Source organism: Pantoea sp. Tr-811 (assembly GCF_011752535.1).
In the GTDB taxonomy this organism is placed as follows: Bacteria; Pseudomonadota; Gammaproteobacteria; order Pseudomonadales; family Pseudomonadaceae; genus Aquipseudomonas.
This window is the reverse complement of record NZ_VWXJ01000008.1, coordinates 191,672-214,335: the sequence shown is the minus strand read 5'-3', so window position 1 is coordinate 214,335 and position 22,664 is coordinate 191,672. Positions and strand designations below refer to the sequence as shown.

21 protein-coding genes are annotated in these 22,664 nt (G+C 66.9%); 10 read left to right on the top strand and 11 right to left on the bottom strand.

Features of this window, described 5'->3' with window-relative positions; translation table 11 throughout:
* Positions 1–327 precede the first annotated feature (327 nt).
* From gspF to gspG, 7 genes are read right to left on the bottom strand one after another with little or no spacing between them, the layout of a single operon-like run.
* Positions 328–1,533, bottom strand: coding sequence for a type II secretion system inner membrane protein GspF (gene gspF / locus F3J44_RS14480; RefSeq protein ID WP_167273500.1), 1,206 nt, complete (start codon positions 1,531–1,533; stop codon positions 328–330).
* Positions 1,533–2,951, bottom strand: coding sequence for a type II secretion system ATPase GspE (gspE, locus tag F3J44_RS14475; RefSeq protein WP_167273498.1), 1,419 nt, complete (start codon positions 2,949–2,951; stop codon positions 1,533–1,535). Before gspE ends, gspF begins: the two co-directional genes overlap by 1 nt.
* Positions 2,948–5,326 carry a type II secretion system secretin GspD gene (gene gspD / locus F3J44_RS14470; RefSeq protein ID WP_167273494.1) on the bottom strand — a complete coding sequence of 793 codons (2,379 nt, stop codon included), beginning with the start codon at positions 5,324–5,326 and terminating at the stop codon, positions 2,948–2,950. The genes gspE and gspD overlap by 4 nt, the downstream gene beginning before the upstream one ends.
* Positions 5,323–5,817: a type II secretion system protein GspM gene (gene gspM, locus F3J44_RS14465; protein WP_167273491.1), complete on the bottom strand. Its 495-nt coding sequence runs from the start codon at positions 5,815–5,817 to the stop codon at positions 5,323–5,325. The genes gspD and gspM overlap by 4 nt, the downstream gene beginning before the upstream one ends.
* Positions 5,807–6,742, bottom strand: a complete 936-nt coding sequence (gspL, locus tag F3J44_RS14460; protein ID WP_167273489.1) for a type II secretion system protein GspL — start codon at positions 6,740–6,742, stop codon at positions 5,807–5,809. Before gspL ends, gspM begins: the two co-directional genes overlap by 11 nt.
* Positions 6,739–7,683 carry a type II secretion system minor pseudopilin GspK gene (gene gspK / locus F3J44_RS14455; protein ID WP_205299887.1) on the bottom strand — a complete coding sequence of 315 codons (945 nt, stop codon included), beginning with the start codon at positions 7,681–7,683 and terminating at the stop codon, positions 6,739–6,741. Before gspK ends, gspL begins: the two co-directional genes overlap by 4 nt.
* A gap of 6 nt (positions 7,684–7,689) precedes the next feature.
* Positions 7,690–8,136 (bottom strand): type II secretion system major pseudopilin GspG, encoded by a 447-nt coding sequence (gene gspG / locus F3J44_RS14450; RefSeq protein ID WP_167057107.1) that lies wholly within the window; start codon positions 8,134–8,136, stop codon positions 7,690–7,692.
* Between the two features lie 146 nt (positions 8,137–8,282).
* Here gspG and gspI point away from each other — a divergent pair, with 146 nt between their 5' ends.
* Together gspI and F3J44_RS14440 are read left to right on the top strand one after the other, a co-directional pair.
* Positions 8,283–8,657 carry a type II secretion system minor pseudopilin GspI gene (gspI, locus tag F3J44_RS14445; RefSeq protein WP_205299886.1) on the top strand — a complete coding sequence of 125 codons (375 nt, stop codon included), beginning with the start codon at positions 8,283–8,285 and terminating at the stop codon, positions 8,655–8,657.
* An 89-nt stretch (positions 8,658–8,746) separates the two neighbouring features.
* Positions 8,747–9,667, top strand: a complete 921-nt coding sequence (locus F3J44_RS14440) for a LysR substrate-binding domain-containing protein (RefSeq protein WP_167057112.1) — start codon at positions 8,747–8,749, stop codon at positions 9,665–9,667.
* A gap of 151 nt (positions 9,668–9,818) precedes the next feature.
* Here F3J44_RS14440 and sodC read toward each other — a convergent pair whose 3' ends face one another.
* Positions 9,819–10,334, bottom strand: coding sequence for a superoxide dismutase family protein (sodC, locus tag F3J44_RS14435; RefSeq protein ID WP_167273486.1), 516 nt, complete (start codon positions 10,332–10,334; stop codon positions 9,819–9,821).
* 125 nt (positions 10,335–10,459) lie between these two features.
* Between sodC and F3J44_RS14430 the strand changes: the two genes are divergently transcribed.
* The 4 genes from F3J44_RS14430 (at position 10,460) to F3J44_RS14415 (ending at position 14,005) form a co-directional block, all read left to right on the top strand.
* Positions 10,460–11,323 (top strand): LysR family transcriptional regulator, encoded by an 864-nt coding sequence (locus F3J44_RS14430; RefSeq protein ID WP_167273482.1) that lies wholly within the window; start codon positions 10,460–10,462, stop codon positions 11,321–11,323.
* Between the two features lie 101 nt (positions 11,324–11,424).
* Positions 11,425–12,342 carry an AEC family transporter gene (locus tag F3J44_RS14425; RefSeq protein WP_167273479.1) on the top strand — a complete coding sequence of 306 codons (918 nt, stop codon included), beginning with the start codon at positions 11,425–11,427 and terminating at the stop codon, positions 12,340–12,342.
* Between the two features lie 156 nt (positions 12,343–12,498).
* On the top strand, positions 12,499–12,987 hold the full coding sequence (locus tag F3J44_RS14420; RefSeq protein WP_205299885.1) for a cell wall hydrolase: 489 nt from the start codon (positions 12,499–12,501) through the stop codon (positions 12,985–12,987).
* Positions 12,988–13,153: 166 nt separating this feature from the next.
* A complete protein-coding gene (locus F3J44_RS14415) occupies positions 13,154–14,005 on the top strand; it encodes a CAP domain-containing protein (RefSeq protein ID WP_167057128.1) in 852 nt (283 codons plus the stop codon).
* On the opposite strand, the gene F3J44_RS14410 is transcribed toward F3J44_RS14415, so the two are convergent.
* Complete coding sequence (locus F3J44_RS14410; RefSeq protein WP_167273474.1) at positions 13,972–14,970, bottom strand: GlxA family transcriptional regulator; 999 nt, start codon at positions 14,968–14,970, stop codon at positions 13,972–13,974. The genes F3J44_RS14415 and F3J44_RS14410 overlap by 34 nt on opposite strands.
* A gap of 99 nt (positions 14,971–15,069) precedes the next feature.
* Here F3J44_RS14410 and F3J44_RS14405 point away from each other — a divergent pair, with 99 nt between their 5' ends.
* The gene (locus F3J44_RS14405) at positions 15,070–15,681 is read left to right on the top strand and encodes a LysE family translocator (protein ID WP_167273472.1); all 612 of its coding nucleotides are present in this window, start codon (positions 15,070–15,072) and stop codon (positions 15,679–15,681) included.
* Between the two features lie 23 nt (positions 15,682–15,704).
* Here F3J44_RS14405 and F3J44_RS14400 read toward each other — a convergent pair whose 3' ends face one another.
* Together F3J44_RS14400 and F3J44_RS14395 are read right to left on the bottom strand one after the other, a co-directional pair.
* Complete coding sequence (locus F3J44_RS14400; protein ID WP_167273469.1) at positions 15,705–16,904, bottom strand: MFS transporter; 1,200 nt, start codon at positions 16,902–16,904, stop codon at positions 15,705–15,707.
* 112 nt (positions 16,905–17,016) lie between these two features.
* On the bottom strand, positions 17,017–17,916 hold the full coding sequence (locus F3J44_RS14395; RefSeq protein WP_167273466.1) for a LysR family transcriptional regulator: 900 nt from the start codon (positions 17,914–17,916) through the stop codon (positions 17,017–17,019).
* A gap of 116 nt (positions 17,917–18,032) precedes the next feature.
* Between F3J44_RS14395 and F3J44_RS14390 the strand changes: the two genes are divergently transcribed.
* The 3 genes from F3J44_RS14390 to F3J44_RS14380 all read left to right on the top strand — a co-directional run bounded on the left by F3J44_RS14390 (position 18,033) and on the right by F3J44_RS14380 (position 22,594).
* Positions 18,033–18,386, top strand: coding sequence for a cupin domain-containing protein (locus F3J44_RS14390; protein WP_167057142.1), 354 nt, complete (start codon positions 18,033–18,035; stop codon positions 18,384–18,386).
* Positions 18,387–18,500: 114 nt separating this feature from the next.
* On the top strand, positions 18,501–19,922 hold the full coding sequence (locus F3J44_RS14385; RefSeq protein WP_167273462.1) for a hypothetical protein: 1,422 nt from the start codon (positions 18,501–18,503) through the stop codon (positions 19,920–19,922).
* A gap of 254 nt (positions 19,923–20,176) precedes the next feature.
* A complete protein-coding gene (locus F3J44_RS14380) occupies positions 20,177–22,594 on the top strand; it encodes a glucose/quinate/shikimate family membrane-bound PQQ-dependent dehydrogenase (RefSeq protein WP_167273460.1) in 2,418 nt (805 codons plus the stop codon).
* Positions 22,595–22,664 lie beyond the last annotated feature (70 nt).

Below are 22,664 nucleotides of genomic sequence, written 5' to 3'. Positions count from 1 at the left end.
GGTGGACACATGAATATTGGCCCGAAACAAATGTAGGAGCGGCGGTGCGGCGATCCGACTTGCCCCGCGAAGCGCCGCGCGGGCGGCGCTCGATTTCATAGGCGCAACACCTCTTAAGGCAGGCGCATGGCAGCCCTGACCCGCTGCTTCAGGCGTTCGGGCGGGGCAAATGAGGTGATGAACCAGGGGTATGACAAGCGATTTTTTGAGTGCCTCTGAGTGCTCGCCACCATATTTTCAGCGCCTACGAAATCGAGCGCCGCCCGCGCGGCGCATCGCAGGCAAGCCTGCTCCTACATTTGTTTCGGGCCAGTTTTTTTCCGGGCTTTATTGCACCAGCTGGTTGATCTCGATGATCGGCATCAGCACGGCCATCACGATCAGCAGCACCACGGCGCCCATGACCACGATCATCAACGGTTCGAGCAGCGCGGTCATGCCCATGGCGCGGCGTTCGATGTCCTTGGCCAGGCTGTCGGCGGCGCGGTCGAGCATCGGCGGCAGGTTGCCGGTTTTCTCGCCGCTGGCGATCAGGTGAATGAGCAACGGCGGGAAGACCTTTTCCACCGCCAGCGCCGATGCCAGGCCCACACCTTCGCGCACGCGGGCGGTGGCTTCGTTCACGCATTGGTCGAGGCGGTCGTTGCCCAGGGTTTGCCGGGCGGCTTCCAGGGCTCGCAACAGCGGCACGCCGGCGCTGCCGAGAATCGCCAGGGTGGAGGCGAAACGGGCGGTGTTCAGGCCCAGCACGAAGCGCCCGAACAGCGGCAGGCGCAACACCCGTGAATGCCACGCCAAGCGTGCGGCCGGTGCCCGTAGCCACACCCGCCACCCCCACAGGGCTGCGGCCATGAGCGCGAAGCACACTACCCCCCATTCGCGCACGAAGTCGCTGGCCGAGAGCATCGCCAGGGTTAGCCCGGGCAGGTCCTGGCGGGCCTGGGTGAAGGCGCTGACCACCTGCGGCACCACGTAGCTGAGCAGGAAGATGACGATGCCGATCGACACCAGGCCGACCACGCCGGGGTAGATGAACGCCGTGAGGATCTTGCCGCGCAGGGTGTTGCGCTCTTCGATGTAGTCGGCCAGACGCTCCATCACCTGGGCCAGGTCGCCGGACTCCTCCCCCGCCGCCACCAGCGCCCGGTAGATGTCGGGGAAGTCGCGCGGGCGCTCGGCCAGGGCATCGGCCAGGCGCATGCCGCTGCGCACATCGCCACGCACGGCGCCCAGCACCTGGGCAATGTGCTTGCGCTCGGCCTGTTCCAGGGTGGCGCCGAGTGCCGCTTCCAGGGGCAGGCCGGCCGCGAGCAGGCTGGCCAGTTGGCGGGTGGCCCAGGCCAGGTCGCCGTCGGAGAGTTTTGGGCTGAACAGCCCGGCGCCCTGCCCGGCGGCCGCCTGGGCTTCGACCGCCAGCGCGGTGAGGCCCAGGCTGCGCAGTTGGCCCATGGCCGCCGCGCTGCTGTCGGCTTCGAGCAGGCCATTGACGATGCGCCCTTGGGCGTCGGCGGCTTCATAGCGGTAGCGGTTCATCAGGCGTCCCGTGTTACGCGCAGGATTTCTTCCAGGCAGGTGCTGCCGCTGTCGACCCAACGCTGGCCATCCTCGCGCATGCTGAGCATGCCGGCCTGGCGGGCGGCGGCGCGCAGGGCCTGCTCGTCGGCGCCCTGGTGCACCAGGCTGCGCACCTGGTCATCGACGCAGAACAGTTCGTGAATGCCGGTACGGCCACTGTAGCCGCACTGGTTGCAGTGCTCGCAGCCCACTGCCCGGTACTGGCCCGGCGCGGCCGGGTCGGGTTCGCGGCAATGGGTACACAGGCGCCGCACTAGGCGCTGGGCTAGCACGCCAAGCAGCGCCGAGGCCAGCAGGAACGGCTCCACGCCCATGTCGACCAGGCGGTTGACCGCCGACACTGCGTCGTTGGTGTGCAACGTGGCCAGCACCAAGTGGCCGGTGAGCGACGCTTGAACGGCGATCTGGGCGGTTTCCAGGTCGCGGATTTCACCAATCATGATCACGTCCGGGTCCTGGCGCAGGATTGCCCGCAGGGCCACGGCGAAACTCATGTCGATGCGTGAGTTGACCTGGATCTGGCTGATGCCCGGCAGGTCGTACTCGACCGGGTCCTCGACGGTGAGGATGTTGCTGACGCTGGCGTCCAAGCGGGCCAGGGCGGCGTACAGGCTGGTGGTTTTGCCCGAGCCGGTGGGGCCGGTGACCAGCACGATGCCATGGGGCTGGCGGATCAGGCCGTCCAGCCGCGCCAGCAAGGTGGCGTCCATGCCCAGGGCTTCCAGGCGCAGGCGCCCGGCCTGCTTGTCGAGCAGGCGCATCACCACCCGCTCGCCGTGCCCGGTGGGCACGGTGGAGACGCGAATGTCGATTGGCCGTCCGGCCACGCGCAGGGCAATGCGGCCGTCCTGGGGCAGGCGCTTTTCGGCGATATCGAGCTGGGCCATGATCTTGATCCGCGACACCAGCGCGCCATGCAGCGCCTTGCGCGGTGAAACCACGTCGCGCAGGGTGCCGTCGACCCGGTAGCGCACCAGGCAGTGGCTTTCGAACGGTTCGATATGGATATCACTGGCCTGGTCGCGTGCGGCCTGGGTGAGCAAGGCGTTGATCATGCGGATGACGGGCGCGTCGTCCTGGGCTTCGAGCAGGTCGGTGACCTCGGGGATGTCCTGCAACAGGCGGTCGAGGTCCACCTCGCTCTCGGCAGCGCCGACCACGGCGGCAGCACTGCCGGTGTCGGCGTAGGCGCTGACCAGCAACTGGTCCATCTGCGCATCGCTCAGCGGCTGGCAGGTGACCGTGCCGAACTGCCGGCGCACTTCGGCCAGGGCCCAGGCCGGGCTCGACGGGCAGTGGGCGAGCACGGCCTGCTCGGCTTCGCTGCGCAGCACCAGGCGCTGGGCCTTGGCCCAGGCGTAGGGCAGGCGGCTCACCGGTTGACCTCGCTGACCGGCACGGCGCGAATTGCCGCGCGCGGGGCGCTGGTGTCAGCCCGGCCCTGGGGCGGCACGCCCTGCTCCACCGGCGGCAACAACGGCATGTCCATGTCCGGCAGGGCCCAGTTGTGGTCGGGCTTGAGGTTGCCCTGGACGCGGCGGATGAAGTCGTAGCGGTTGCGGGTAATGGTGCGACCGACGCTGGCGTCGCGGATGATGTACGGGCGCAGGAACACCATCAGGTTGGTCTTGTTGATGGCGCGGCGCTCACTGCGAAACAGCGCGCCCACACCCGGCAGGCTGGAAAGCCATGGGATGCCTTCGTTGGTCTGGCTGTAGCCGTCCTGCAGCAGCCCGCCAAGCACCATGATCTGGCCGTCGTCGAGCAGGATGCTGGTGTCGATGGCGCGCTTGTTGGTGACCGTGCCGGCGGTGCTGGAGGCGCGCTCGTCGACACTGCTGACTTCCTGGTAGACATCGAGCTTGACCGTGCCGCCCTCGGAAATCTGCGGGCGCACGTTCAGGCGCAGGCCCACTTCCTCGCGCTGGATGGTCTGGAACGGGTTGTTGCTGTTGCCACCGCCATCGGTGACGTACTGGCCGCTGACGAAGGGGATGGTCTGGCCGACGAAGATGCTGGCCATCTCGTTGTCCAGGGTCAGCAGGTTGGGCGTCGACAGCACGTTGCTGCCGCCTTTGCTCTTGAGGGCGTGGGCGAGCACTTTCAGGTCGAGCACTTCGCCGATGCCGGGAATGTTCACCGTGCCATCGACCACGCCCACCGACAGCCCCTTGGGCAGCACGTCGATGCTGCTGGCACCACTGGTCAACCCGCTGCCGCCGAGGTTGGCACCGCCGAACGCACCGTTGCCACCGAGGTTGCCGGCCTGCCACTGGATGCCGAACTCGTTGGCCTGGTCCTCGCCGACTTCGACGATCAAGCTTTCCACCACCACCTGGGCGCGGCGCTGGTCGAGCTGGTCGATCACCTCGCGCAGGCTGCGGTACAGCGGCTCGGGGGCGGAAATCAGCAGGGTGTTGGTGGTTTTGTCGGCCTGGATGGTGGCGCCACCGGCGGAGAAGGCACTGCCCTGTTCGCCCTGGGCCAGGTTGTTGCCATAGCCATTGGGGGTGGCGCCAGCGCCCAGGTTGTTGCTGGCGCGGGTGATACCGCCGCTGGAGTTGCTGGTGCTGCTGCTCTGGCTGCTGCTGGTACTGCTACCGGTGTTGGCATTGTTGCCCGAGAGCATGCCGCCACCGCTGAGCATCGCCCGTGCCTGGTCGTTCTGGCCGCTGTCGCTTTCGCCGGTCAGCAGCCCGCGCAGGCTCTGGGCAAGCTTGTCGGCCTGGGCGTTGCGCAGGTACACCACGTGCAGGTTGCCGGGGTTGCTCTGGGCGTTGTCGAGCTTGAAGATCAGGTCACGGGCCAGCTGGGTGCGCTCGGGGCTGGAGGCGCGAATCACCACGCTGTTGGAACGCGGGTCGCCGAGCACGCTGATCTTCTGGGTAGGGTCGGCGCCCTGGCTGTCGAGCAGTTCGCTGACCATGCTGGCCACGTCGCTGGCGATGCCGTTCTGGATCGGCACCACGTCGGTGTCGATGGCGCTGGGGGTGTCGACGCGGTCGAGGATCTGCGCCACCCGTTCGAGGTTTTCGGCGTAGTCGGTGACCACGATAGTGTTGTTGCCGGGGTAGGCGTTGATCGGGTTGTCGGGGGAGACGATCGGGCGCAGCACCGGAATCAGGTTGACCGCGTTCTCATACTGCAGGCGGAAGGTACGGGTGACCATGCCGTTGCCTGCATCGCGGTCGCTCGTCACCAGCGCGCCGCCAAGCAACTTGGCGTCGGCCTGGGGCACCACTTGGCTGACACCGCCGACATCGACCACGCTGAAGCCTTGCATGCGCAAGGCACCGAGCAGCATGGCGTAGGCCTGGCGGGCCGGCACCTGGCCTTCGGACACCAGGGTCAGCTGGCCCTTGACCCGTGGGTCGACCAGGAACTGCCGGCCGGTGGCGCGGGACAGGCCGCGCACCACGGCCTGGATATCGGCATCGACGAAATTCAGTTGTACCGGCTGGTCGCCCAGCGGGTTGGCTGCGGCCGGCGCAGCACTGCCCTGGCTATGGCGCTGGCCAACCCGCGGCGGTGTGCTGCGGGTGGCGGGGCGGGCGCTGGCCGAGGCCTGGGCCTGGCGGTCCAGCGCGGTGGGCGACGGGCTGGTGTAGGCCAGCGGTTTGCCCAGCTCGCTGCTGGCCATCGGCGTGCTGGCCGGTGGCGGTGTGGCGCACGCGCTCAAGGCCAGTGCCAGCGCCAAGGGCGCAAAGGGCAGCAGGCGGGCGTTCGGGCGTGGCGATCCGGTGTACATCATGAAGGGTCCTTAGCGGCGGGCGCCTGTTCCATGCGAAGCGTTCCTGAAAAAGTGGCGGCGCTGCGGCTGGCTGCAGGGTCGCGGCGCACATGCAGCTGGCTGATGGTGACGCCGAGGCTGGCCGGTGCCTGCTGCAGCCAGGCCATGGCGGCCTCGGCCGGGGCCTGTTGCCAGGCGAGGATCCATTGGCCGGGGGCCTCCTCGTGCAGCGTCGATGGCAGGCCGGCCTGGTCGAGGCTTTGCTGCAGCACCTGAAGGTCCAACTGCGCCGGGCGCTGGCCAAGCAGCGCATCGAGCGCTTGGGCCTGGCCGCGCAGCTTGGGGGTTTCGACGGCCCAATGGTCGAGCCGGGCCATGGCCGGGGCGATCAGCACCTGCCAGCAGAACAACAGGCTCAACAGGCCAGCGGCGAGCAGCAAGGCCCGCCGTTCGCGGGGGGCCAGGGCTTGCCAGCGTTGCTGCAACTGGGCCAGGCGCGCTTTAGTCGACATGGGCCAACTCCTGTTGTGCGGTGGCCTCGGGTGCCGGCCCCGAACGCAGGGTCCAGCCGTTTTCTGCGATGTCGGCGTGAATGCCCTGTTCGGCCAACTGCGCCTGCCAGCCTTCGGCGGCCTTGACCGGCGAGGCGGTGGTGATGCGCAGGGCACCGTCCTGATAGTCCAGGGCCGCCACGTTGCCGGCCAGGAACGGCATGCTCTGCACGGCGGCGCCCAGCAGGCGGGCATAGCCCTCCCCGCCCTGCCCGGCCTGCACTTGCTGGCGCGCCTGCTGCAGCGGGTTGAGCACCACCGGCAACTGCGGGAACGCCTGCTGCACCCGGGTGACCATGGCCTGGCGCAACTGTTCACCTTCGCTGGCGACACGGGCTGCGTACACATTCAGCCCCAGGCACCAGACCAGCAGCGCGCCGGCCCAGACTGCCGCCACCGGCGCCCAGGCCAAGCGCTGGGATGGCCCGCGCAAGCCAGCGCTGAGGTCGACGCCGGGCAAGCCATCGGCGGGTTGTGGGAACAGCCCGCCGAGCTTGGCCCGCTCGCCCTGCAACCAGCCCTGCAGGGCTTCCAGTTCGCGCCGCCCCAGCCACGCCACCGCCACCCGGCCATCGGCCTGGCGCGCCCCGTGGGCCACGTGCAGTTTGCTGGCATCGCCCAGCACCAGGCCCTGCACCGCGCACTGCACGGCCGCGTCCAGGCGCTTGCCCGTTAACGGCGGCAGCGCGATGGCCAGCGCCAGGCTGTCATCGCCATGCAGGTGCAGGCGCCACGTGGCGCCCTTGCAGGCTGCAGGGAGCTGGGCGCGGCTGGCGCTGCCCTCGGCCAACGGCTTGCCCTGGCGGTCGGCAAGGCGGTAGCTCAGCGCTGACTGTGGCGTGAGCGCAGCCAGTGGCGGCAGTTGGATGTCCAGTACGTTGCTCATGCGCCCACCCTCGTCCAGATCACGTCTGGCAACTGGCCCTCGTGCTGGCGCAACAGCGCCTCCATGCGCAGCACCCGGCTGCCCTGGCGCGCCTGGCCATGCCAGCGGAACCAGTCGCTGTCGATGCCGACTTGCACGGTGCTGTCGACCAGCTGCGGCATGCGCAGGCGGTTGACGAAATCGCCGCGGTTGATGAACCAGTGGCCGCTGTCGCGCTCGGCCACCAGTGTGGCGGCCTGCTGCAGCGACAGGCCCGGCACCTGGGCGGCGAGCACTTCGGCGCTGGCGGTATTGCCGTTGACCCAGGTCAGCGCCGGCAGCACGGTGACGACGCGGCGCAGGCGCTGGAAATCGTCGCTGCGCATGCCCTTGAGCGAAGCCAGCGGGGCCAGGTCGCGCAGCATCGGGTACTTGGCCGGGCGCGGCGCGGCGGCGCTGGCCGGGCTGGTCAGGCGGCCGCTTTCAAGGCCCTGCGCGGCGGCATTTTCGGGCTGCGCTGGGCGCTGCGGATAACTGCCGACCACCCGCTCGATGATGGCAGTGGCAAGGTGCTCTTCGAGGCCAATCAAGCCGCACAGGCGGCGCAAGGTGGCGACGGCGGGCTCATTGACCTGCCCCTCGATCACCAGGTTGCGCAGGTTGAACTTGCCCTGCTCGTCTTCAAGGCGCCCTTCAAGGCCGGCCGCCAGTGGCTGCGGCTGGCTCCAGGGCTGGCCGTTGCGCACCAGCCGGTCGCGCTGGCGTTGCTCGCGCAACAGCGCTCGCCCACCCTGCAGGCCGCCTTCCAGGGCCCACTGGCCCTGCAACGCCAACTGGCGGTTTTCCACCTGCTGGGTGAACAGGCCCTGGCGCTCGATCATGCCGCCGGCGATCACCGCCACCACGGCGGCGATCAGCAAGGCGCTGATGACGGCCATGCCGCCTTGCCGTGCCTTGGCCATGGCCGGTCAAAGCTGCCAGGAACCGATGTCACTGTTCACCCCTTCGCCGCCAGCCTGGCCGTCGGCGCCGAGGGAGAACACGTCGATCTCGCCGTTCGCACCGGGGTTCAGGTACTGGTAAGGGCGGCCCCAGGGGTCGTTGGGCAGGCGGTCGAGGTAGGAACGCCATTGGCCGTCCTTGGCCTGCGCGGGCTTCTCGGCCAGCACCTTGAGGCCCTGGTTCTGGTTCGGGTAGCTGCCGTTGTCCAGGCGGTAGAGCTTGAGCGCCTGCATCAGCCCGGCGATGTCCTGGCGGGCGGCGGTGGCGCGGGCCTGGTCGGGGCGGTCGAGCACTTTGGGCACGACCATGGCCGCGAGGATGCCGAGGATGACCACCACCACCATGATCTCGATCAGGGTGAAGCCTTGCTCGCGCAAGCGGCGGGCTGTGGGGCGGCGGCGGGCGATCTGCATCTCGGCATTCCTTGCGTGAGTTCGAGTCGGGGGCCGATTGTGGCAAGGCGGTATGTCACCGATATTGAAAAAGCTCGGGTGTTCTCGTCGCAAAAGGGTCAACCCAGCGCTCTAGACTGCGGATTTTTCCGTGCCGAGCGAACACCGTGCGCAACCTGCCTGGCCGCCAGGGTGGCTTTACCCTGATCGAAGTGCTGGTGGCCCTGACCATCATTGCCGTGGCCATGGCCGCCGCGGTTCGCGCCACCGGGTTGATGACCCAGGGCAATGGCCTGCTGCGCGACAAGTCGCTGGCCCTGCTGGCGGCGCAAAGCCGCCTGGCCGAGCTGCGCCTGGAGGGCACCGCGCGCCCGGGCGTGCGCCTGTACCCATGCGACCAGGGGCGCTTGCAGCTGCGTTGTGAGCAGCGCATCGTGGCTGGGCCGGGTGGGTTGGCCCAGGTGACGGTGCAGGTGTTCGAGGCTGGCCGCGAAGGCTCGGCGCTGGCACGCTTGCAATCGGTGTTGCCAAGCCCCGGCTGAGCGCGACCTGGCCCTATCGCCCCGGCCGTTTTTCTGCCACTGTGCCCGCGCGATGCGGACCAGCGCGTCGCGCCTTGCCAGGACGTCGCATGAAAACACAAGAACATGGCAATACGCACAAGGGCTACCGGCGCATCATCCCCTCGATGACCGCCCTACTCGAATTCGAAGCGGTGGCGCGCCACGCCAGCTTCACCCTGGCCGCCCGCGAGCTGGGGGTTACCCAGGCGGCGGTCAGCAAACAGATCAGGCAACTTGAGGAAAACCTCAACGTGCAGCTGTTCCAGCGGCTGCACCGGGGCATCCGCCTGACCAGCGAGGGCCAGGCGCTGTTCACGGTGTTGTCCGAATCGCTGCAGAAGGTGGCCACGGTGTTCGACCGGCTCAGCGAGGGCAACAACGAGCAGGAACTGGTGCTGAGCACTACCGCCACCTTCAGCCATTTGCGGGTGATGCCGCGCCTGAGCGGGCTGCGCGAGGCCATGCCCCAGGTGCACCTGCGCCTGGCCACGCAGATGTTTACCGGCGACTTGCGCAACCCGGACATCGACCTGCTGGTGCGTTATGGCGATGGGCGCTGGAAGGATGGCCAGGCCTTGCACTTGTTCGAGGAAGAGATCTTCCCGGTGTGCTCGCCCGCCTGGCTGGCACGCCATGGCGAACCCGACTCGCTGCAAGCGCTGTACGGCACCGACCTGCTCGACGCCGACGCCACCACAGAAGGCTGGATGACCTGGCCCACCTGGTTCCGCGAGCTGGGCGAACACCCGCCCAAGCTCAATTACCGGCTGCGCTGCCACCTGTACACCGATACCATCCAGGCCGCATTGCACGGGCACGGGGTGGCGCTGGGCTGGGGGCGGATGATCGATCACCTGCTAGCGTCGGGGGAACTGGTGAAGTTGACCGACCTGGTGGTGAGGCCGCGGGAGGCCTATTACCTGGTGGTGCCCCATGGGCGCGAAACTACGAGCACGGTGCTGGGCCTGGTGGATTGGTTGCGCAGTTGAACCCGAGCAGCCGCACCGCAAGCCCCTGTAGGAGCGAGCAAAGCTCGCGATGCGATCGGCCAGGTGCAACAGGCCTCAAGGTATCAACTTGCCTGTGGAACCGCATCGCGAGCTGCGCTCGCTCCTACCGGATTTTTGCAAGGCTCAGGGGTTAATCGACCACCCCGCAGGCCACGCGGGCCCCGCCGCCGCCGAGCTTTTCGGGGTGGTCGCTGTGGTTGTCGCCGCCGGCATGCACCATCAGGGCGTGGCCCTTGAAGTCGGTGGCTTTCAAGCGCGGCGCCAGCACCGGATAGGTGGCCCTGCCATCGGCTGCGACGTAGAGCGCGGGCAAGTCCCCAGGGTGGCCGCTGTCGTCATAAGGGCCCTTGTGGGCGTTGCTGCCAGCCGGGTCCCAGTGGCCACCCGCTGCCCCGGCGGGCACCGCCTTGCCATTTTCCTGGGCAGGCGCGCAGGAGGGGTTCTGGTGCAGGTGGAAGCCGTGAATGCCAGGCGGCAGGTCCTTGAGGTTGGGGGTGAGCAATGTGCCGTATTTATTCTGCTCGATGCTGACGGTGCCGATCGACTTGCCTGGGCCATCGGCGCCGGCCAGCTTCAGCTCCACAGTCTGCGCGGCCTGGGCAAGGCCGGCGGTGGCCAGAAGCGTGGTAAAAATGACTGCTTTCATCGGGTGTCTCCATGGCATTGGCTGGAAGGGTGTCGTCCCCACGTAACAGGTGGGACTGCGCAGCTTGCCAGCCATTCCATCCGGCCACAGACTGAAACACTTCCTTCTGCCCGGAGCCGCCCTGCGTGTCCCTCAAAGCCCTGCGCACCCTGGTGACCATCGCCCGCCACGGCACCTTTGCCCGTGCTGCCGACCTGCTCAGCCTCACCCCCTCGGCAGTGAGCCTGCACATCAAGACCCTGGAGGATGAACTGCAGGTCAGCCTGTTCGACCGCAGCCGCCGCCAAGTGGTGCTGACCGAGGCGGGGCAACTGGCCGTGGCCCGGGCCGAAAGCCTGCTGGCCGCCTACGAGGAACTGGCCGACGCCCTGGCCAGTGGCCCAAGCCTGCGTGGCCGGCTGCGCCTGGGGGCGATTCACACGGTGCTGGCGCGGCGCCTGCCCAAGGCGCTGGTGTGGATCAAGGCGCACCACCCGGACCTGCACATCAGCGTGGCCTCGGGCATGTCGGCGGAGCTGGCGCGGCGGGTCGAGGACGGTGAGCTGGACGCTGCAATCACCACCGAGCCGGTCAGCCCCTATCCGCAGAGCCTGGGCTACATCCCACTGTTCGAAGACCGCTTCTGGGCCATCGCCAGCCCTGAACTGGGCGGCCAGAGCGTGCCGCAGTTACTGGCCAGCCAGCCGTTCCTGCGCTTCGACAAACGCGCCTGGGCCGGGCGGCAGATCGAACAGGAACTGCGCCGCCAGCACCTGCAGGTCAGCGAGCAGATGGAGCTGGACAGCCAGGAAGCGCTCGCGCGCATGGCGGTGATGGGCCTAGGGGTGGCGATCATTCCCATGTCCGACGAAGACCTGCTGCGCCTGCCCCCGGCCACCTGCCTGCCCTTTGGCCAGCCGCAACTCAGGCGCCGGGTGGTGCTGCTGGAGCATGAGAAAAGCCAGCGGCGGCACCTGACGGCAGTGCTCAAGACGGCACTGGATGCCTGAAACCCTGCAGTTTTTCTCAAGGGTCAGTGCAGAAATCAGCGTTTTTACCAACCGGTCGTTCACGTTAACCTCAGCCGTACCCGACCTCGGAACGCACCTTCATGCTCCCGCTGCTACTGACCACGCTGCTTCCCATCATCCTGCTGATCGCCCTGGGCACGTTCCTGCGCGTGCGCGGCTTTCTCGCCGAGAGTTTCTGGCCGGGCGCCGAGCGCCTGAGCTACTACGTGCTGCTGCCCTGCCTGTTCCTGCACGGCCTGGCCACCGCCAACCTGGAAGGCGTGCCGGTGCTGGGCATGGTTGGTGTGCTGATGCTCTCGACCGTGCTCGGCGCCTTGTTGCTGGTGCTGTACCAAGGCGCTGCCAGCCATGATGGCGCCGACTTCACGTCGGTGTTCCAGGGCGGTGTGCGCTTCAACAACTATATCGGCGCCACCCTGGCTGCCGGGCTGTATGGCAGCGCGGGGATTGCCCTGGCGGCAGTGGCCAACGCCTCCATCGTGCCGCTGGTGAACCTGCTTTGCGTACTGGTGTTCGCCCGCTTCAGTGCCCGCCACAGCTCGCCGGCCACGGTGCTGCGAGCGATCTTCGCCAACCCGCTGATCGTTGGCTGCGCCGGCGGCCTGCTGCTGCGGGTGACGGGGCTGGGCCTGCCTGCTGGGCTTGAACCGACGGTAAAAGCGCTGGGCCAGGCCGCCCTGCCCCTGGGCCTGCTGTGCGTGGGCGCCGCCCTGGGTGGCGCCAGCCTGGGCCAGCAGGTAAGGCCGCTGGTGGCCGCGTCGGCGTTCAAGTTCCTGGTGATGCCGCTGACCACCTGGGGCCTGTGCCGCCTGCTCGGGCTGGGCGGCCAGGCGGCGGTGGTGGCGGTGTTGTTCCAGGCGTTGCCGACGGCCTCTTCGTCCTACGTGATGGCGCGGCAGATGGGCGGCAATGCGCCGCTGATGGCGACCATCATCGCCCTGCAAACCGTCGCTGCAGCCTTGACATTACCTTTGGTGTTAATGCTTTCGCTTGGCTAGACTGAGCAGCAGCCCACCCTTGGAAGCTCGACCATGCGCCCGTGCCTGATGCTGATTGCTGTTTTCGCGGCCCTCGTCATTGGGCCTGCTCATGCGGCGGACACAGCCAAGGCTGCAGTAGCCGAAGACAAGGCACACGAACTTGAGAAAAAGGTGGTGGAAGACGCCCCTCCACCGAAAAAGGCCGAAACCATCACACCCAGCGAAGTACAGGCGGTGGACCCGGCAGGCCAGGCGCCGCTGGACGACAGCATCACCTGCCTTGCGCGCACCATCTATTGGGAAGCCAAGGGCGCCGACTCCGAGGACATGAGCGCAGTGGCCAGCGTGGTGCTCAACCGCCTGGGCCATGACGGCTTCCCCGACACCATCTGCGGTGTGGTCAAGCAGGGCGTGGAGCACAAGGCCTGCCAGTTTTCCTGGTGGTGCGATGGGCGCTCCGACCAGGTCGAGGAGCCACAGCGCTATGACGTGGCCAAGGAAATCGCCCGCAAGGCCCTGAACCAGCAACTGAAGGACACCACCGGCGGTGCGCTGTACTTCCACGACCGCAATGTGCACCCCGACTGGGCCAAGGCCTACCGCAAGACGGCCCAGACCCAGCATTTCCTGTTCTACAAACCGAACCAGTCACTGGCCCGCTGAGGCGCCATCGCACTTTTCCGACGTTCGCCGGTCTACTCCCTCTTTTACCGCCCGCAGGCTTTTTGCGGGCGTTTTCATTGCTTTGCACAAGACCGGGCCAAACGCCTCTGGCTTGTGTAGGATGAGCAGCGCATACCAAGACGCTGCCAGTCACAGGGAGATCCACATGCGCGTCCTGTCATCCGTTGCCGCCTTGTCGCTGGGCCTGGTGTTGTCGACCGGAGCCTTGGCCGTCACCGGCGAAGAGGCGCAGCTGATCGATACGATCAACGTCTACCGTAGCCAGGCCCAGCGCTGTGGCGGCGAGGCTTCGCTGGAGCTGCCGCCGTTGAACAGCGACACGCGCCTTGCGCTGTCGCCGGAAGGCACCCGTGACCTGCAGCAGGCCATGAGCCGTGCGGCCTACCCGATGGTCAACGTTCAGGCCATCAGCTTGTCAGGCCCGCGTGATGCGCGGGCGGCCATGCACGCCATCGAGGAAAGCTTCTGCCAGGTGGTGCTCGACCCGCAGTTCGTCGATATCGGTGTCAGCCAGGAGGGCCGCGACTGGCGCATCGTGCTCGCCCGGCCACTGCTCAGCGGGCGCCTGGGCGACTGGCAGGCCGAAGGGCAGAAGCTGCTGCAGGCGATCAATGTCGCGCGCAGGGCGCCGCGCCAATGCGGCGGCCAGCCGTTCGCCGCGGCCGCGCCGCTGGCCTGGAACGCGGTGCTGGCGGGGGTGGCGGCCAACCACACGCGGGCCATGGCCAACCAGAATTTCTTCGACCATATCGACAAGGACGGGCGCACGCCGGGCGACCGCGCCGAACTTGCCGGCTACTTGTATCAGCAGATTGGCGAGAACATTGCCGCCGGGCGTGACTCGGCGCAGAAGGTGGTCGACGGCTGGCTGGCCAGCCCCGGGCACTGCGCGACGCTGATGAACCCAGACTACCGCGAAATGGGCGCCGCCTACGCCGTAGACCCTAAAAGCGACGCGGGCATCTACTGGACCGGGTTGTTCGGCACGCCGCAATAAGCGCCCTGGCTGCGCAGCGCCAACGCGGTGCAGCCAAAGCGCTGGCGCACGCACTTGCCCAGGTAGCTGGCATCCCCCAGGCCCACTTCATCGGCGATCTGCGCAAGGCTATGGCTTGAGTTGACCAGCCGCCAACGGGCCTGCTGCAGGCGCATCTCCTGCCACCAGGCCTTGGCGGTCATGCCGTGGCTGGCCTGGAACTGGCGGTCGAGCTGGCGGCGGCTGATGCCCAGTTCGGCCGCCAGCTGTTCAATGGACGCGCGCGCCCCCAGGTGATGGCGCATCAGCGCCAGCGCCCGCTGCACCTGGCGCCCCTGCCCGGCATCAGCGTCCAGCGAGCGCAGGGCATGGCGGCTGTCACGCGACTCGTCCACCAACATATCGGCCAGGCCCTTGAGCGCCCGGGCGCGGCCGCAGGCTTGCGCCAAAAGCGCCACGGCGAGGTCGATGGCGGCCGTGCCACCGGCGCAGGTGATGCGCCCCGCGTCGATGCAATACAACTGCTCGCGCAGTACCTGCAGCTGGGGAAAGGCGGCGCGAAACTCTGCTTCATGGCGCCAGTGCACCACCACCTTGCGCCCGTCGAGCAAACCGCAGGCAGCCAACAGAAAGGCGGCATTGTCGATGGCGACCAACTGCAGGCCGGCCTTGGCTGCGCGCTTGAGCAGTTGCTGGCAAGCGGGTGCCAAGGCGGCAGTGGCGCTGGCATTGCGGCTGCCGAACAGCACCAGGTAGTCGTACTCGGCCAGGTTGAGTTCATGTGCATTGGCCTCGACGTGCAGCACCGCACCGCTGCTGGAGGGCACCGCTTCCCCAGTCAGCCCGGCGAGGGTCCAGCTGCAGTAGCGCTGCTGGCTGTAGTCTTCGTCATCGGCGCTAAAACGCAGCTTGTCGAGAAACGCACCGAAGGGGAGCAAGGCGAAGTCGGGCAACGGCAGAATCAGCAGGCGGATGTCGGCGGGCATGGCGATGTCCAGAAAGCACCATTGAACGTCCAGATCATACCCTGCACTTTTACCACTGTCCCTTAGACTGAGCCCCTGAACGTTCGCGAGGTACTTTTCATGGCACTCAATACCTGGCTCATCTACCTGTTGGCGAGCATCGGCCTGTCGCTGACCCCTGGGCCCAACAGCCTGCTGGCGCTGACCCACGGCGCGCTGTATGGCGCACGCCGCACGCTGTTCACCATTGTTGGCGGGGTGTTTGGCTTCAGTGCACTCATTGCCCTGGCGATGTTTGGCCTGACCGCCTTGCTGCAGGCGTCTGCTTCGGTGCTGACGGTGCTCAAATGGGTGGGCGGCGCCTACCTGGTGTGGCTGGGTATTCAGCTGTGGCGCAGCCCTGCCCTGCACCTGGAAGCCAGCGAGCGGACGGCGCGCCTGGGCAACGCGGGCCTGTTCCGCCAGGGGCTGCTGTCGGCCCTGGCCAACCCCAAGGTGCTGCTGTTCTATGGGGCGTTCCTGCCGCAGTTCATCGACCCGCAGCGGGGGCTGTTGCTGCAGTTCGCAATCATGGCCGCGACCTTTGCCAGCGTAGAGTGCCTGGTGGAGTACCTGCTGGCGCGCCTGGCGTTTCGCATCCGGCCATGGCTGGCAAAGGGCGGCAAGGGCTTCAATCGCTGCTGCGGCGGCCTGTTCGCCGTGATTGGCGTGGCCCTGCCCCTGGGCCGCTGACCCTGCCGCCGACGGGGGCCTTGTCAGGCCCGCCGGGAAACCGCCAGGAAGATCACCAGCGCCAGGCCCGGCAAGGCAGCGCCGACCAACGCCACACCTTGCCAGTCATACTGGGCAAACACCACGCTGGCCACTGCCGAGCCCAGCGCGCCGCCCAGGAAAATGCTGGTCATGTACAGCGCGTTCAGCCGCCCGCGGCTGGCAGGGTCCAGCGCGTACACCTCGCGTTGGCCAATCACCATGTTCATCTGCACCGCGAAGTCCAGCAGCACACCGGTCAGGCCCAGGCCGACCACGCTGTAGCCCGGCGTGGTGAGGCCGATCAGCAGCGCTGCGGGGGCCAGCACCAGGGCCAGCAGCGAGCCGGCGCGGGCATGGCCGACATCGGCCAGGCGCCCGGCCATGGGCGCGGCGATGGCGCCCACCGCGCCCACCAGGGCGAACAGGGCGATCTGGCTTTGCGACAGGCCATGTTCAGCGGCCAGGGCCAGCGGCACGGCCGTCCAATACAGGCTGAAGGCAGCGAACATCAACGCCTGGTACAGCGAGCGCTGGCGCAGCACCGGGTAGCGACGCAACAGGGCAACCATCGACGCCATCAGGCCGGCATAGCTGGCCTTGTGCTCTGGCACCCGGCGCGGCAAGGTCTGCGCCAGCAGCAGGATGATCGCCAGCATCAGCACGGCTGCGCCGATGAACACCGTGCGCCAGCCGAAGTGGTCGGCCACCAGGCTGGACAGTGGCCGCGCCAGCAGGATACCGAGCAGCAGGCCACCCATGATGTTGCCGACCACGCGGCCACGCTGTTGCTCCGGCGCCAGGTGCGCCGCCAGCGGAATCAGCATTTGCACCGCCACCGAACTGAAGCCGATCAGCAAGGCATAGCCCAGGAACAATGGGCCCTGGCCGCTGCGGCTGGTGCCTGCCAGCAGCAACGCGGCACAGGCCAGCATCGCCGTGACGATCATCAGGCGGCGGTTTTCCACAAGGTCGGCCAGCGGCACCAGCAACAGCAGGCCCAGGGCGTAGCCCAGCTGGGTCAACGACACGATCAGGCTGGCGTGCTCATGGGACAAGCCCAGGTCCGGGGCGATCAGGCCGACGATGGGTTGGGCGTAGTAGATATTGGCGACGATCGCGCCGCAGCAGAATGCCAGCAGCGTGACCAGGGTGCGGCTCAGCCCGCCATGGGCAGGCTGGGCGGCGGCAAGGGAGGGATTCATGCGAGGGTCCTCGGCATTGGGTGGAATATGCCGGGCACCTTACCGGGCGGCGCCTGGCGAGTGAATCCGGCCCGGCTGCAACGGGGCTTTGCGCCAGGCGCAACGGCCGCGCTCAGGGTGCCAGCAAGCCTTCGCAAAAGGCGATGAAGGCGCTGACCCGGCGCGAGCCGCGATGGTTGGGCAAATACAGGGCGTTGATGCTGTCATTGGCCGCCCCGGGGCTGGCCTGCCAGTCGGGCAGCAGCCGCTGCAGGCGCCCGGCAGCCACATCCTCGTGCACCAGCCAGTCGGCCAGCAGGGCGATGCCGCTACCGGCGAGAGTGGCCTCGCGCAGCAGGTCGGCGTTGGCGCTGCGCAGGGGGCCCGTCACCTCCAGTTCCAACTGGGTTTCGCCGCGGCGCAAGCGCCAGGCCTTGGCTTTTTGCCCGTAACGAAAGCGCAGGCAGGCGTGGTCGCTCAGTTGCTCGGGGTGCTGCACGCTTTCGCGCCCGGCCAGGTAGGCCGGGCTTGCCACCAGCCAACGCTGGAAGCGCCCCAGTGGCCGGCACACCAGTTCCTCGTTTGGCGAGGGGTCGCCAAGGCGAATCGACAGGTCGTAACGGCCATCGAGCAGGTCGTCGAGGCGGTCGCTCATGTCGATGTCCAACTCCAAAGCCGGGTGGCGCGCCAGGAAGGCCCCCAGGTGCGGAGCGATGACCCGCCGGCCGAATTCCACCGGCATGCACAGGCGCAGCACGCCCACCGGCTCCTCGCCACGGTCGGCCACGCTGGCATCGGCCTCGTCGAGCGCTTCGAAGATTTCCCGCGTGCGGGCATAGTAGCGCGCCCCCGCTTCGGTCAGGCTGACCTGGCGCGTGGAGCGGTTGAGCAAGGTGGTACCCAGCTCGGTCTCCAGCGCGTCGACCAGGCGGGTGACCGAAGAGGTGGCTACCCCCAGCTTGCGCGCTGCGGCGGAAAAGCCCCGGGCATCGACGGTGGTGCTGAACATCTTCATCGCCAGGAACTTGTCCATGGGAACCCCGATCCGCAAAATCGGAACAGTCCTACAATCCACGGAGCCGGTCAAGAAGCGCGCCTTAGAGCGATCCGGGCCATAGTGGAAAGACCTCTCCTACAGCGAGCCCTGCAATGACTGCCACTAACCTGCTCACCGCCCTGCCCCCCTGCGACCCCAACACCGGCGAATGGGTCGATGACCTGCTGCAACGGCCTGGCCTGCGCATCGAGCGCATCGTTTCCAGCGGCCAGGCCAGCCCGCCGGGCTTCTGGTACGACCAGGCCGAAAGTGAATGGATCACCTTGCTTAGCGGCAGCGCGGCATTGCGCCTGGAGCATGAGGACTTCACCCGCCTGCTGGCCCCGGGAGACTGCCTGGACATCCCGGCACACTGTCGGCATCGCGTGGAATGGACCGCGCCCGGCACCGCCACCATCTGGCTGGCCGTGTTCTACGGCGGTAGCACGCCCTGGCCCGCGCTCTAGGGCGGGGCCTTGCGCCACTGCGCGTTGGCCCACCTGATATTTCTGCCAGTTGTGGGCGATCGCCCGGCCTCACGATACTGGGCCTGCGCGTCACCAGGCCTGCGGTTCGACTGCATGACGTTGCCAATCAATCCATACCACGGATCGACCGAGGCCCTGATCATGCGCTACACAGCCCTGCTCACACTGGTTCTTGCACTGGCGGGCTGCGATGCCCGCTTCCCTGAAACGGCCGGCATGGGCAGTGCCACGCCGGCACAGCCCGCGCAGCTGCTCATCAAACCGGTGCCAGGTGCCTCTCCCACACTGCCAGGCCAATTAGCAATCAAAGGGCCCGCGGCGGCCCGGGAACTGAAGGAGTGGTACGACGCCACGCCTGCGCAATGCGGGGGCCCCGACAAGCCGGCGCACCTGTGCAGCGGCATCCTGCTGCGGGCCACCGACACCAACCCGGCCTTCCAACCCTGGGACCCCAGCCCAGGGGCCATCAAACTGGGCGGCGTGTCTTTTTCCTGGTTGCGGCGTGACCAGACCTTCAGCTCGACCTGGGAAGACTGGAATGGCTTCATCCTGTACCCGGGCCAAGCCATCCCAGAAGGCAAGATCAAAGACATAGCCGTGCTGTGCAGCTTTCCAACCAACGCGCTGACGTGGAATCGACCAACCCTGCAAGGCTGCGGGCCAATGGAAAATGTCGCGAACACCGACACCTGCCAGAACCTCGGTATCTTCGATGCCGCCACCTGGCTGGAAAAATACCGGCAAGGGCCCATCGAAAACATCTGCGGCTGGGACATTCGCCAAGGCTCGGGGCCTACGGCAAGCTGGTTCGATGCTTCGCTGAAGGCGCATCAGGGCCGTAGTGCCTCTGCACGCATGGTCTTCAACGAGTTGATGTTGTCTACCTGGGAAACGGGCAAGGGCGCCACCTTGCCCCTGCATTCGTTCTTCTACCCTAGCCGCAGCGTCGAATCCCGGGCCAAGGCCAGAATCGACCAGGCGCGCTATTATCAGGCGTTCGGCCAGGTGCTGCCAATCATCCGCCTGGCACTGCCACGCACGGCGGACGCCACCACGGTAATCAGCTTCCTGGAAGGTGACCAGGCGCTAGGGGCTGGCGTGGTGCACTACAGCGCAAACTTCGAGGACATGCCCAAAGGGCCGGCAGCGGACGTGATTTCCGGCGGGCTCGGGTTCAGCACCGCGCTGTCTACACAGGTAGAGATCAGCGACGCCAAGCAGGACACCCCGTACCTGTCTGGCAATTATTTGCAGGTGAACCTTGCCGTCGACTTCCCCGTGGATGCAATCGAAGGCGCCGGGGGCAAACGCAAGGTGGCATTTTCCTGGGGGTGCGATGCCTCCTGCTCGGTAACTGAATTGCACAGCGGCCGCACGACCCAACTGCTGGAAGACGAAGACACCGGGCCGCTGCGCTTCGGGCGGGTCGAACTGCAAATCCAACCACCTGAGGTCATCAGGCTTCAAGGGGGCTGGGGTGACCGCATCATCCTGGACAACCTCACCATAGAGTGAACCCACCTGCGAGGCGGTCGCAAAACGTCCGCCTCGCCACTTGCGGCTACGACCAAGGTCTACCACCGCAAGAAAATCTCAAAGAAAGTTAAACACACCGTTTACTGCAATTTTCCCCGCGTGATCTAGACTTTTAGCCACTCCCTGGCAAGTTCAGCCCTGCGACAATCAGCCCCATAAATTTTTGTACTAACTTGTTAATTAGCTTGCTAAGGGCTTAAACTGCGCCCATTCCACCTGCTGAGATCCCTGGCATGAACGAAACACCGCGCACCTCGGGTGCCACAAAATTCATTCTGGTCGGCTTGGGCGTGATCATCGCCCTGCTTGGCCTCCTCCTGGCTGCTGGCGGCGTCAAGCTGGCCGGCCTGGGCGGTTCCTGGTACTTCCTGATCGGCGGCCTGGCCATGGCCATCGCCGGTATCCTCATTGCCCGGCGCAAGACCGTGGGCGCGTGGGTGTATGCCGCGTTCCTGATCGGCACCGTGATCTGGGCACTGGTTGACGCTGGCCTGGTGTTCTGGCCGCTGTTCTCGCGCCTGTTCATGTTCGGCGCGATCGGCATGGTCGTGGCGCTGGTCTACCCGATGCTGGCCCGCGCTAACGGCGCCAGCGCCGGCCGTGGCGCCTACGGCCTGGCGGCAGTGATGGCCGTGGTGCTGGCGATTGCCGCCGGCAACATGTTCGTCGCCCACCCAAGCGTTGCCCCCACTGGCAAGGGCCCGGGCATGACCCCGGTCGAAGCCGGCAAGGAGCAAAAAGACTGGGCCCACTACGGCAACACCGAAGGTGGCAGCCGCTTCGCTGCGCTGGACCAGATCAACCGCGACAACGTCAACAAGCTCAAGGTGGCCTGGACCTACCACACCGGTGACGTCGCCATCAGCGACGGCAACGGTGCCGAAGACCAGATGACCCCGCTGCAGATCGGCAACAAGGTGTTCATCTGCACCCCGCACAACAACATCATCGCGCTGGACGCCGACACCGGCAAAGAGCTGTGGAAGAACGCGATCAACGCCCAGTCCAAGGTCTGGCAGCGTTGCCGCGGCCTGGCCTACTTCGACGCCACCGCCGCCATCGCCCAGCCAACCCAGCCCAACAGCTCGCCGATCACCGGCGGTAGCGTGGCGGCTGGCGCCAACTGCCAGCGTCGCCTGCTGACCAACACCATCGATGGCCGCCTGATTGCCGTCGACGCCGACAACGGCGAGTTCTGCCAGGGCTTTGGCAACAACGGCCAGGTCAACCTGATGGCCGGCCTGGGTGACGTGCCAGACTCCTACTACCAGCTGTCCTCGGCCCCGCTGATGGCCGGCACCACCGTGGTAGTTGGCGGCCGTGTCGCCGACAACGTCCAAACCGACATGCCTGGCGGTGTTATCCGTGGCTTCGACGTGATCACCGGTGAAATGCGCTGGGCCTTCGACCCGGGCAACCCAGAAGACCGCAAGGCGCCAGCCGACGGCAGCACCTATGTGCGCAGCACCCCGAACAGCTGGGCACCGATGTCCTACGACCCGGCCATGAACACCGTGTTCCTGCCAATGGGCTCGTCCTCCACCGACATCTATGGTGTTGAGCGCAGCAAACTGGACCACACCTACGGCGCGTCGGTACTGGCCCTGGACGCCAGCACCGGTAACGAGAAGTGGGTCTACCAGACCGTGCACAACGACCTGTGGGACTTCGACCTGCCCATGCAGCCGAGCCTGATCGACTTCACCAAGGACGACGGCAAGACCGTGCCTGCAGTCGTGATCGGCACCAAGGCCGGGCAGATCTACGTGCTCGACCGCGCCACCGGCAAGCCGCTGACCAAAGTTGAAGAAGTACCGGTCAAGCCAAGCAACATCCCGAACGAGCCGTACTCCCCAACCCAGCCGAAATCGGTGGGCATGCCGCAGATCGGCGCGCAAACCCTGACCGAGTCGGACATGTGGGGCGCTACCCCGTATGACCAGCTGCTGTGCCGCATCGACTTCAAGAAAATGCGCTACGACGGCCTGTACACCGCACCGGGCACCGACCTGTCGCTGAGCTTCCCAGGCTCGCTGGGCGGCATGAACTGGGGCAGCCTGTCCACCGACCCAGTACACGGTTTCATCTTCGCCAACGACATGCGCCTGGGCCTGTGGATCCAGATGATCCCGTCGCAGAACAAGGGTGACGCCGCCTCCGGTGGCGAAGCGCTGAACACTGGCATGGGCGCCGTACCGCTCAAAGGCACCCCTTATGCCGTGAACAAGAACCGCTTCCTGTCGGTGGCCGGCATTCCGTGCCAGGCTCCGCCATTCGGCACCCTGACCGCCATCGACATGAAAACCCGCCAGATCGCCTGGCAGGTGCCAGTCGGCACCGTGGAAGACACCGGCCCCCTGGGTATCCGCATGCACCTGCCGATCAAGATTGGCCTGCCAACCCTCGGCGGCACCCTGTCGACCCAGGGCGGCCTGATCTTCATCGCCGGCACCCAGGACTTCTACCTGCGCGCCTACGACAGCAGCAACGGTAGCGAAATCTGGAAAGCCCGCCTGCCCGTGGGCAGCCAGGGTGGCCCGATGACCTACGTATCGCCGAAAACCGGCAAGCAATACGTGGTCGTTACCGCTGGCGGTGCGCGCCAGTCGACTGACCGTGGCGACTATGTGATTTCTTACGCGCTGCCGTAAGACCGCGTCGCTTGTTTCGCGGGCAAGCCCGCTCCCACAGGATCAACAATGGCCCTTGTGGGAGCGGGCT

Bases quoted from the DNA above. Each gene is read 5' to 3' on its own strand.
- gspF (WP_167273500.1), bottom strand. From the start codon at position 1,533: ATGAACCGCTACCGCTATGAAGCCGCCGACGCCCAAGGGCGCATCGTC.
- gspD (WP_167273494.1), bottom strand. From the start codon at position 5,326: ATGATGTACACCGGATCGCCACGCCCGAACGCCCGCCTGCTGCCCTTT.
- gspM (WP_167273491.1), bottom strand. From the start codon at position 5,817: ATGTCGACTAAAGCGCGCCTGGCCCAGTTGCAGCAACGCTGGCAAGCC.
- gspL (WP_167273489.1), bottom strand. From the start codon at position 6,742: ATGAGCAACGTACTGGACATCCAACTGCCGCCACTGGCTGCGCTCACG.
- gspK (WP_205299887.1), bottom strand. From the start codon at position 7,683: ATGGCCAAGGCACGGCAAGGCGGCATGGCCGTCATCAGCGCCTTGCTG.
- gspG (WP_167057107.1), bottom strand. From the start codon at position 8,136: ATGCAGATCGCCCGCCGCCGCCCCACAGCCCGCCGCTTGCGCGAGCAA.
- F3J44_RS14440 (WP_167057112.1), top strand. From the start codon at position 8,747: ATGAAAACACAAGAACATGGCAATACGCACAAGGGCTACCGGCGCATC.
- sodC (WP_167273486.1), bottom strand. From the start codon at position 10,334: ATGAAAGCAGTCATTTTTACCACGCTTCTGGCCACCGCCGGCCTTGCC.
- F3J44_RS14425 (WP_167273479.1), top strand. From the start codon at position 11,425: ATGCTCCCGCTGCTACTGACCACGCTGCTTCCCATCATCCTGCTGATC.
- F3J44_RS14415 (WP_167057128.1), top strand. From the start codon at position 13,154: ATGCGCGTCCTGTCATCCGTTGCCGCCTTGTCGCTGGGCCTGGTGTTG.
- F3J44_RS14410 (WP_167273474.1), bottom strand. From the start codon at position 14,970: ATGCCCGCCGACATCCGCCTGCTGATTCTGCCGTTGCCCGACTTCGCC.
- F3J44_RS14405 (WP_167273472.1), top strand. From the start codon at position 15,070: ATGGCACTCAATACCTGGCTCATCTACCTGTTGGCGAGCATCGGCCTG.
- F3J44_RS14400 (WP_167273469.1), bottom strand. From the start codon at position 16,904: ATGAATCCCTCCCTTGCCGCCGCCCAGCCTGCCCATGGCGGGCTGAGC.
- F3J44_RS14395 (WP_167273466.1), bottom strand. From the start codon at position 17,916: ATGGACAAGTTCCTGGCGATGAAGATGTTCAGCACCACCGTCGATGCC.
- F3J44_RS14390 (WP_167057142.1), top strand. From the start codon at position 18,033: ATGACTGCCACTAACCTGCTCACCGCCCTGCCCCCCTGCGACCCCAAC.
- F3J44_RS14385 (WP_167273462.1), top strand. From the start codon at position 18,501: ATGACGTTGCCAATCAATCCATACCACGGATCGACCGAGGCCCTGATC.
- F3J44_RS14380 (WP_167273460.1), top strand. From the start codon at position 20,177: ATGAACGAAACACCGCGCACCTCGGGTGCCACAAAATTCATTCTGGTC.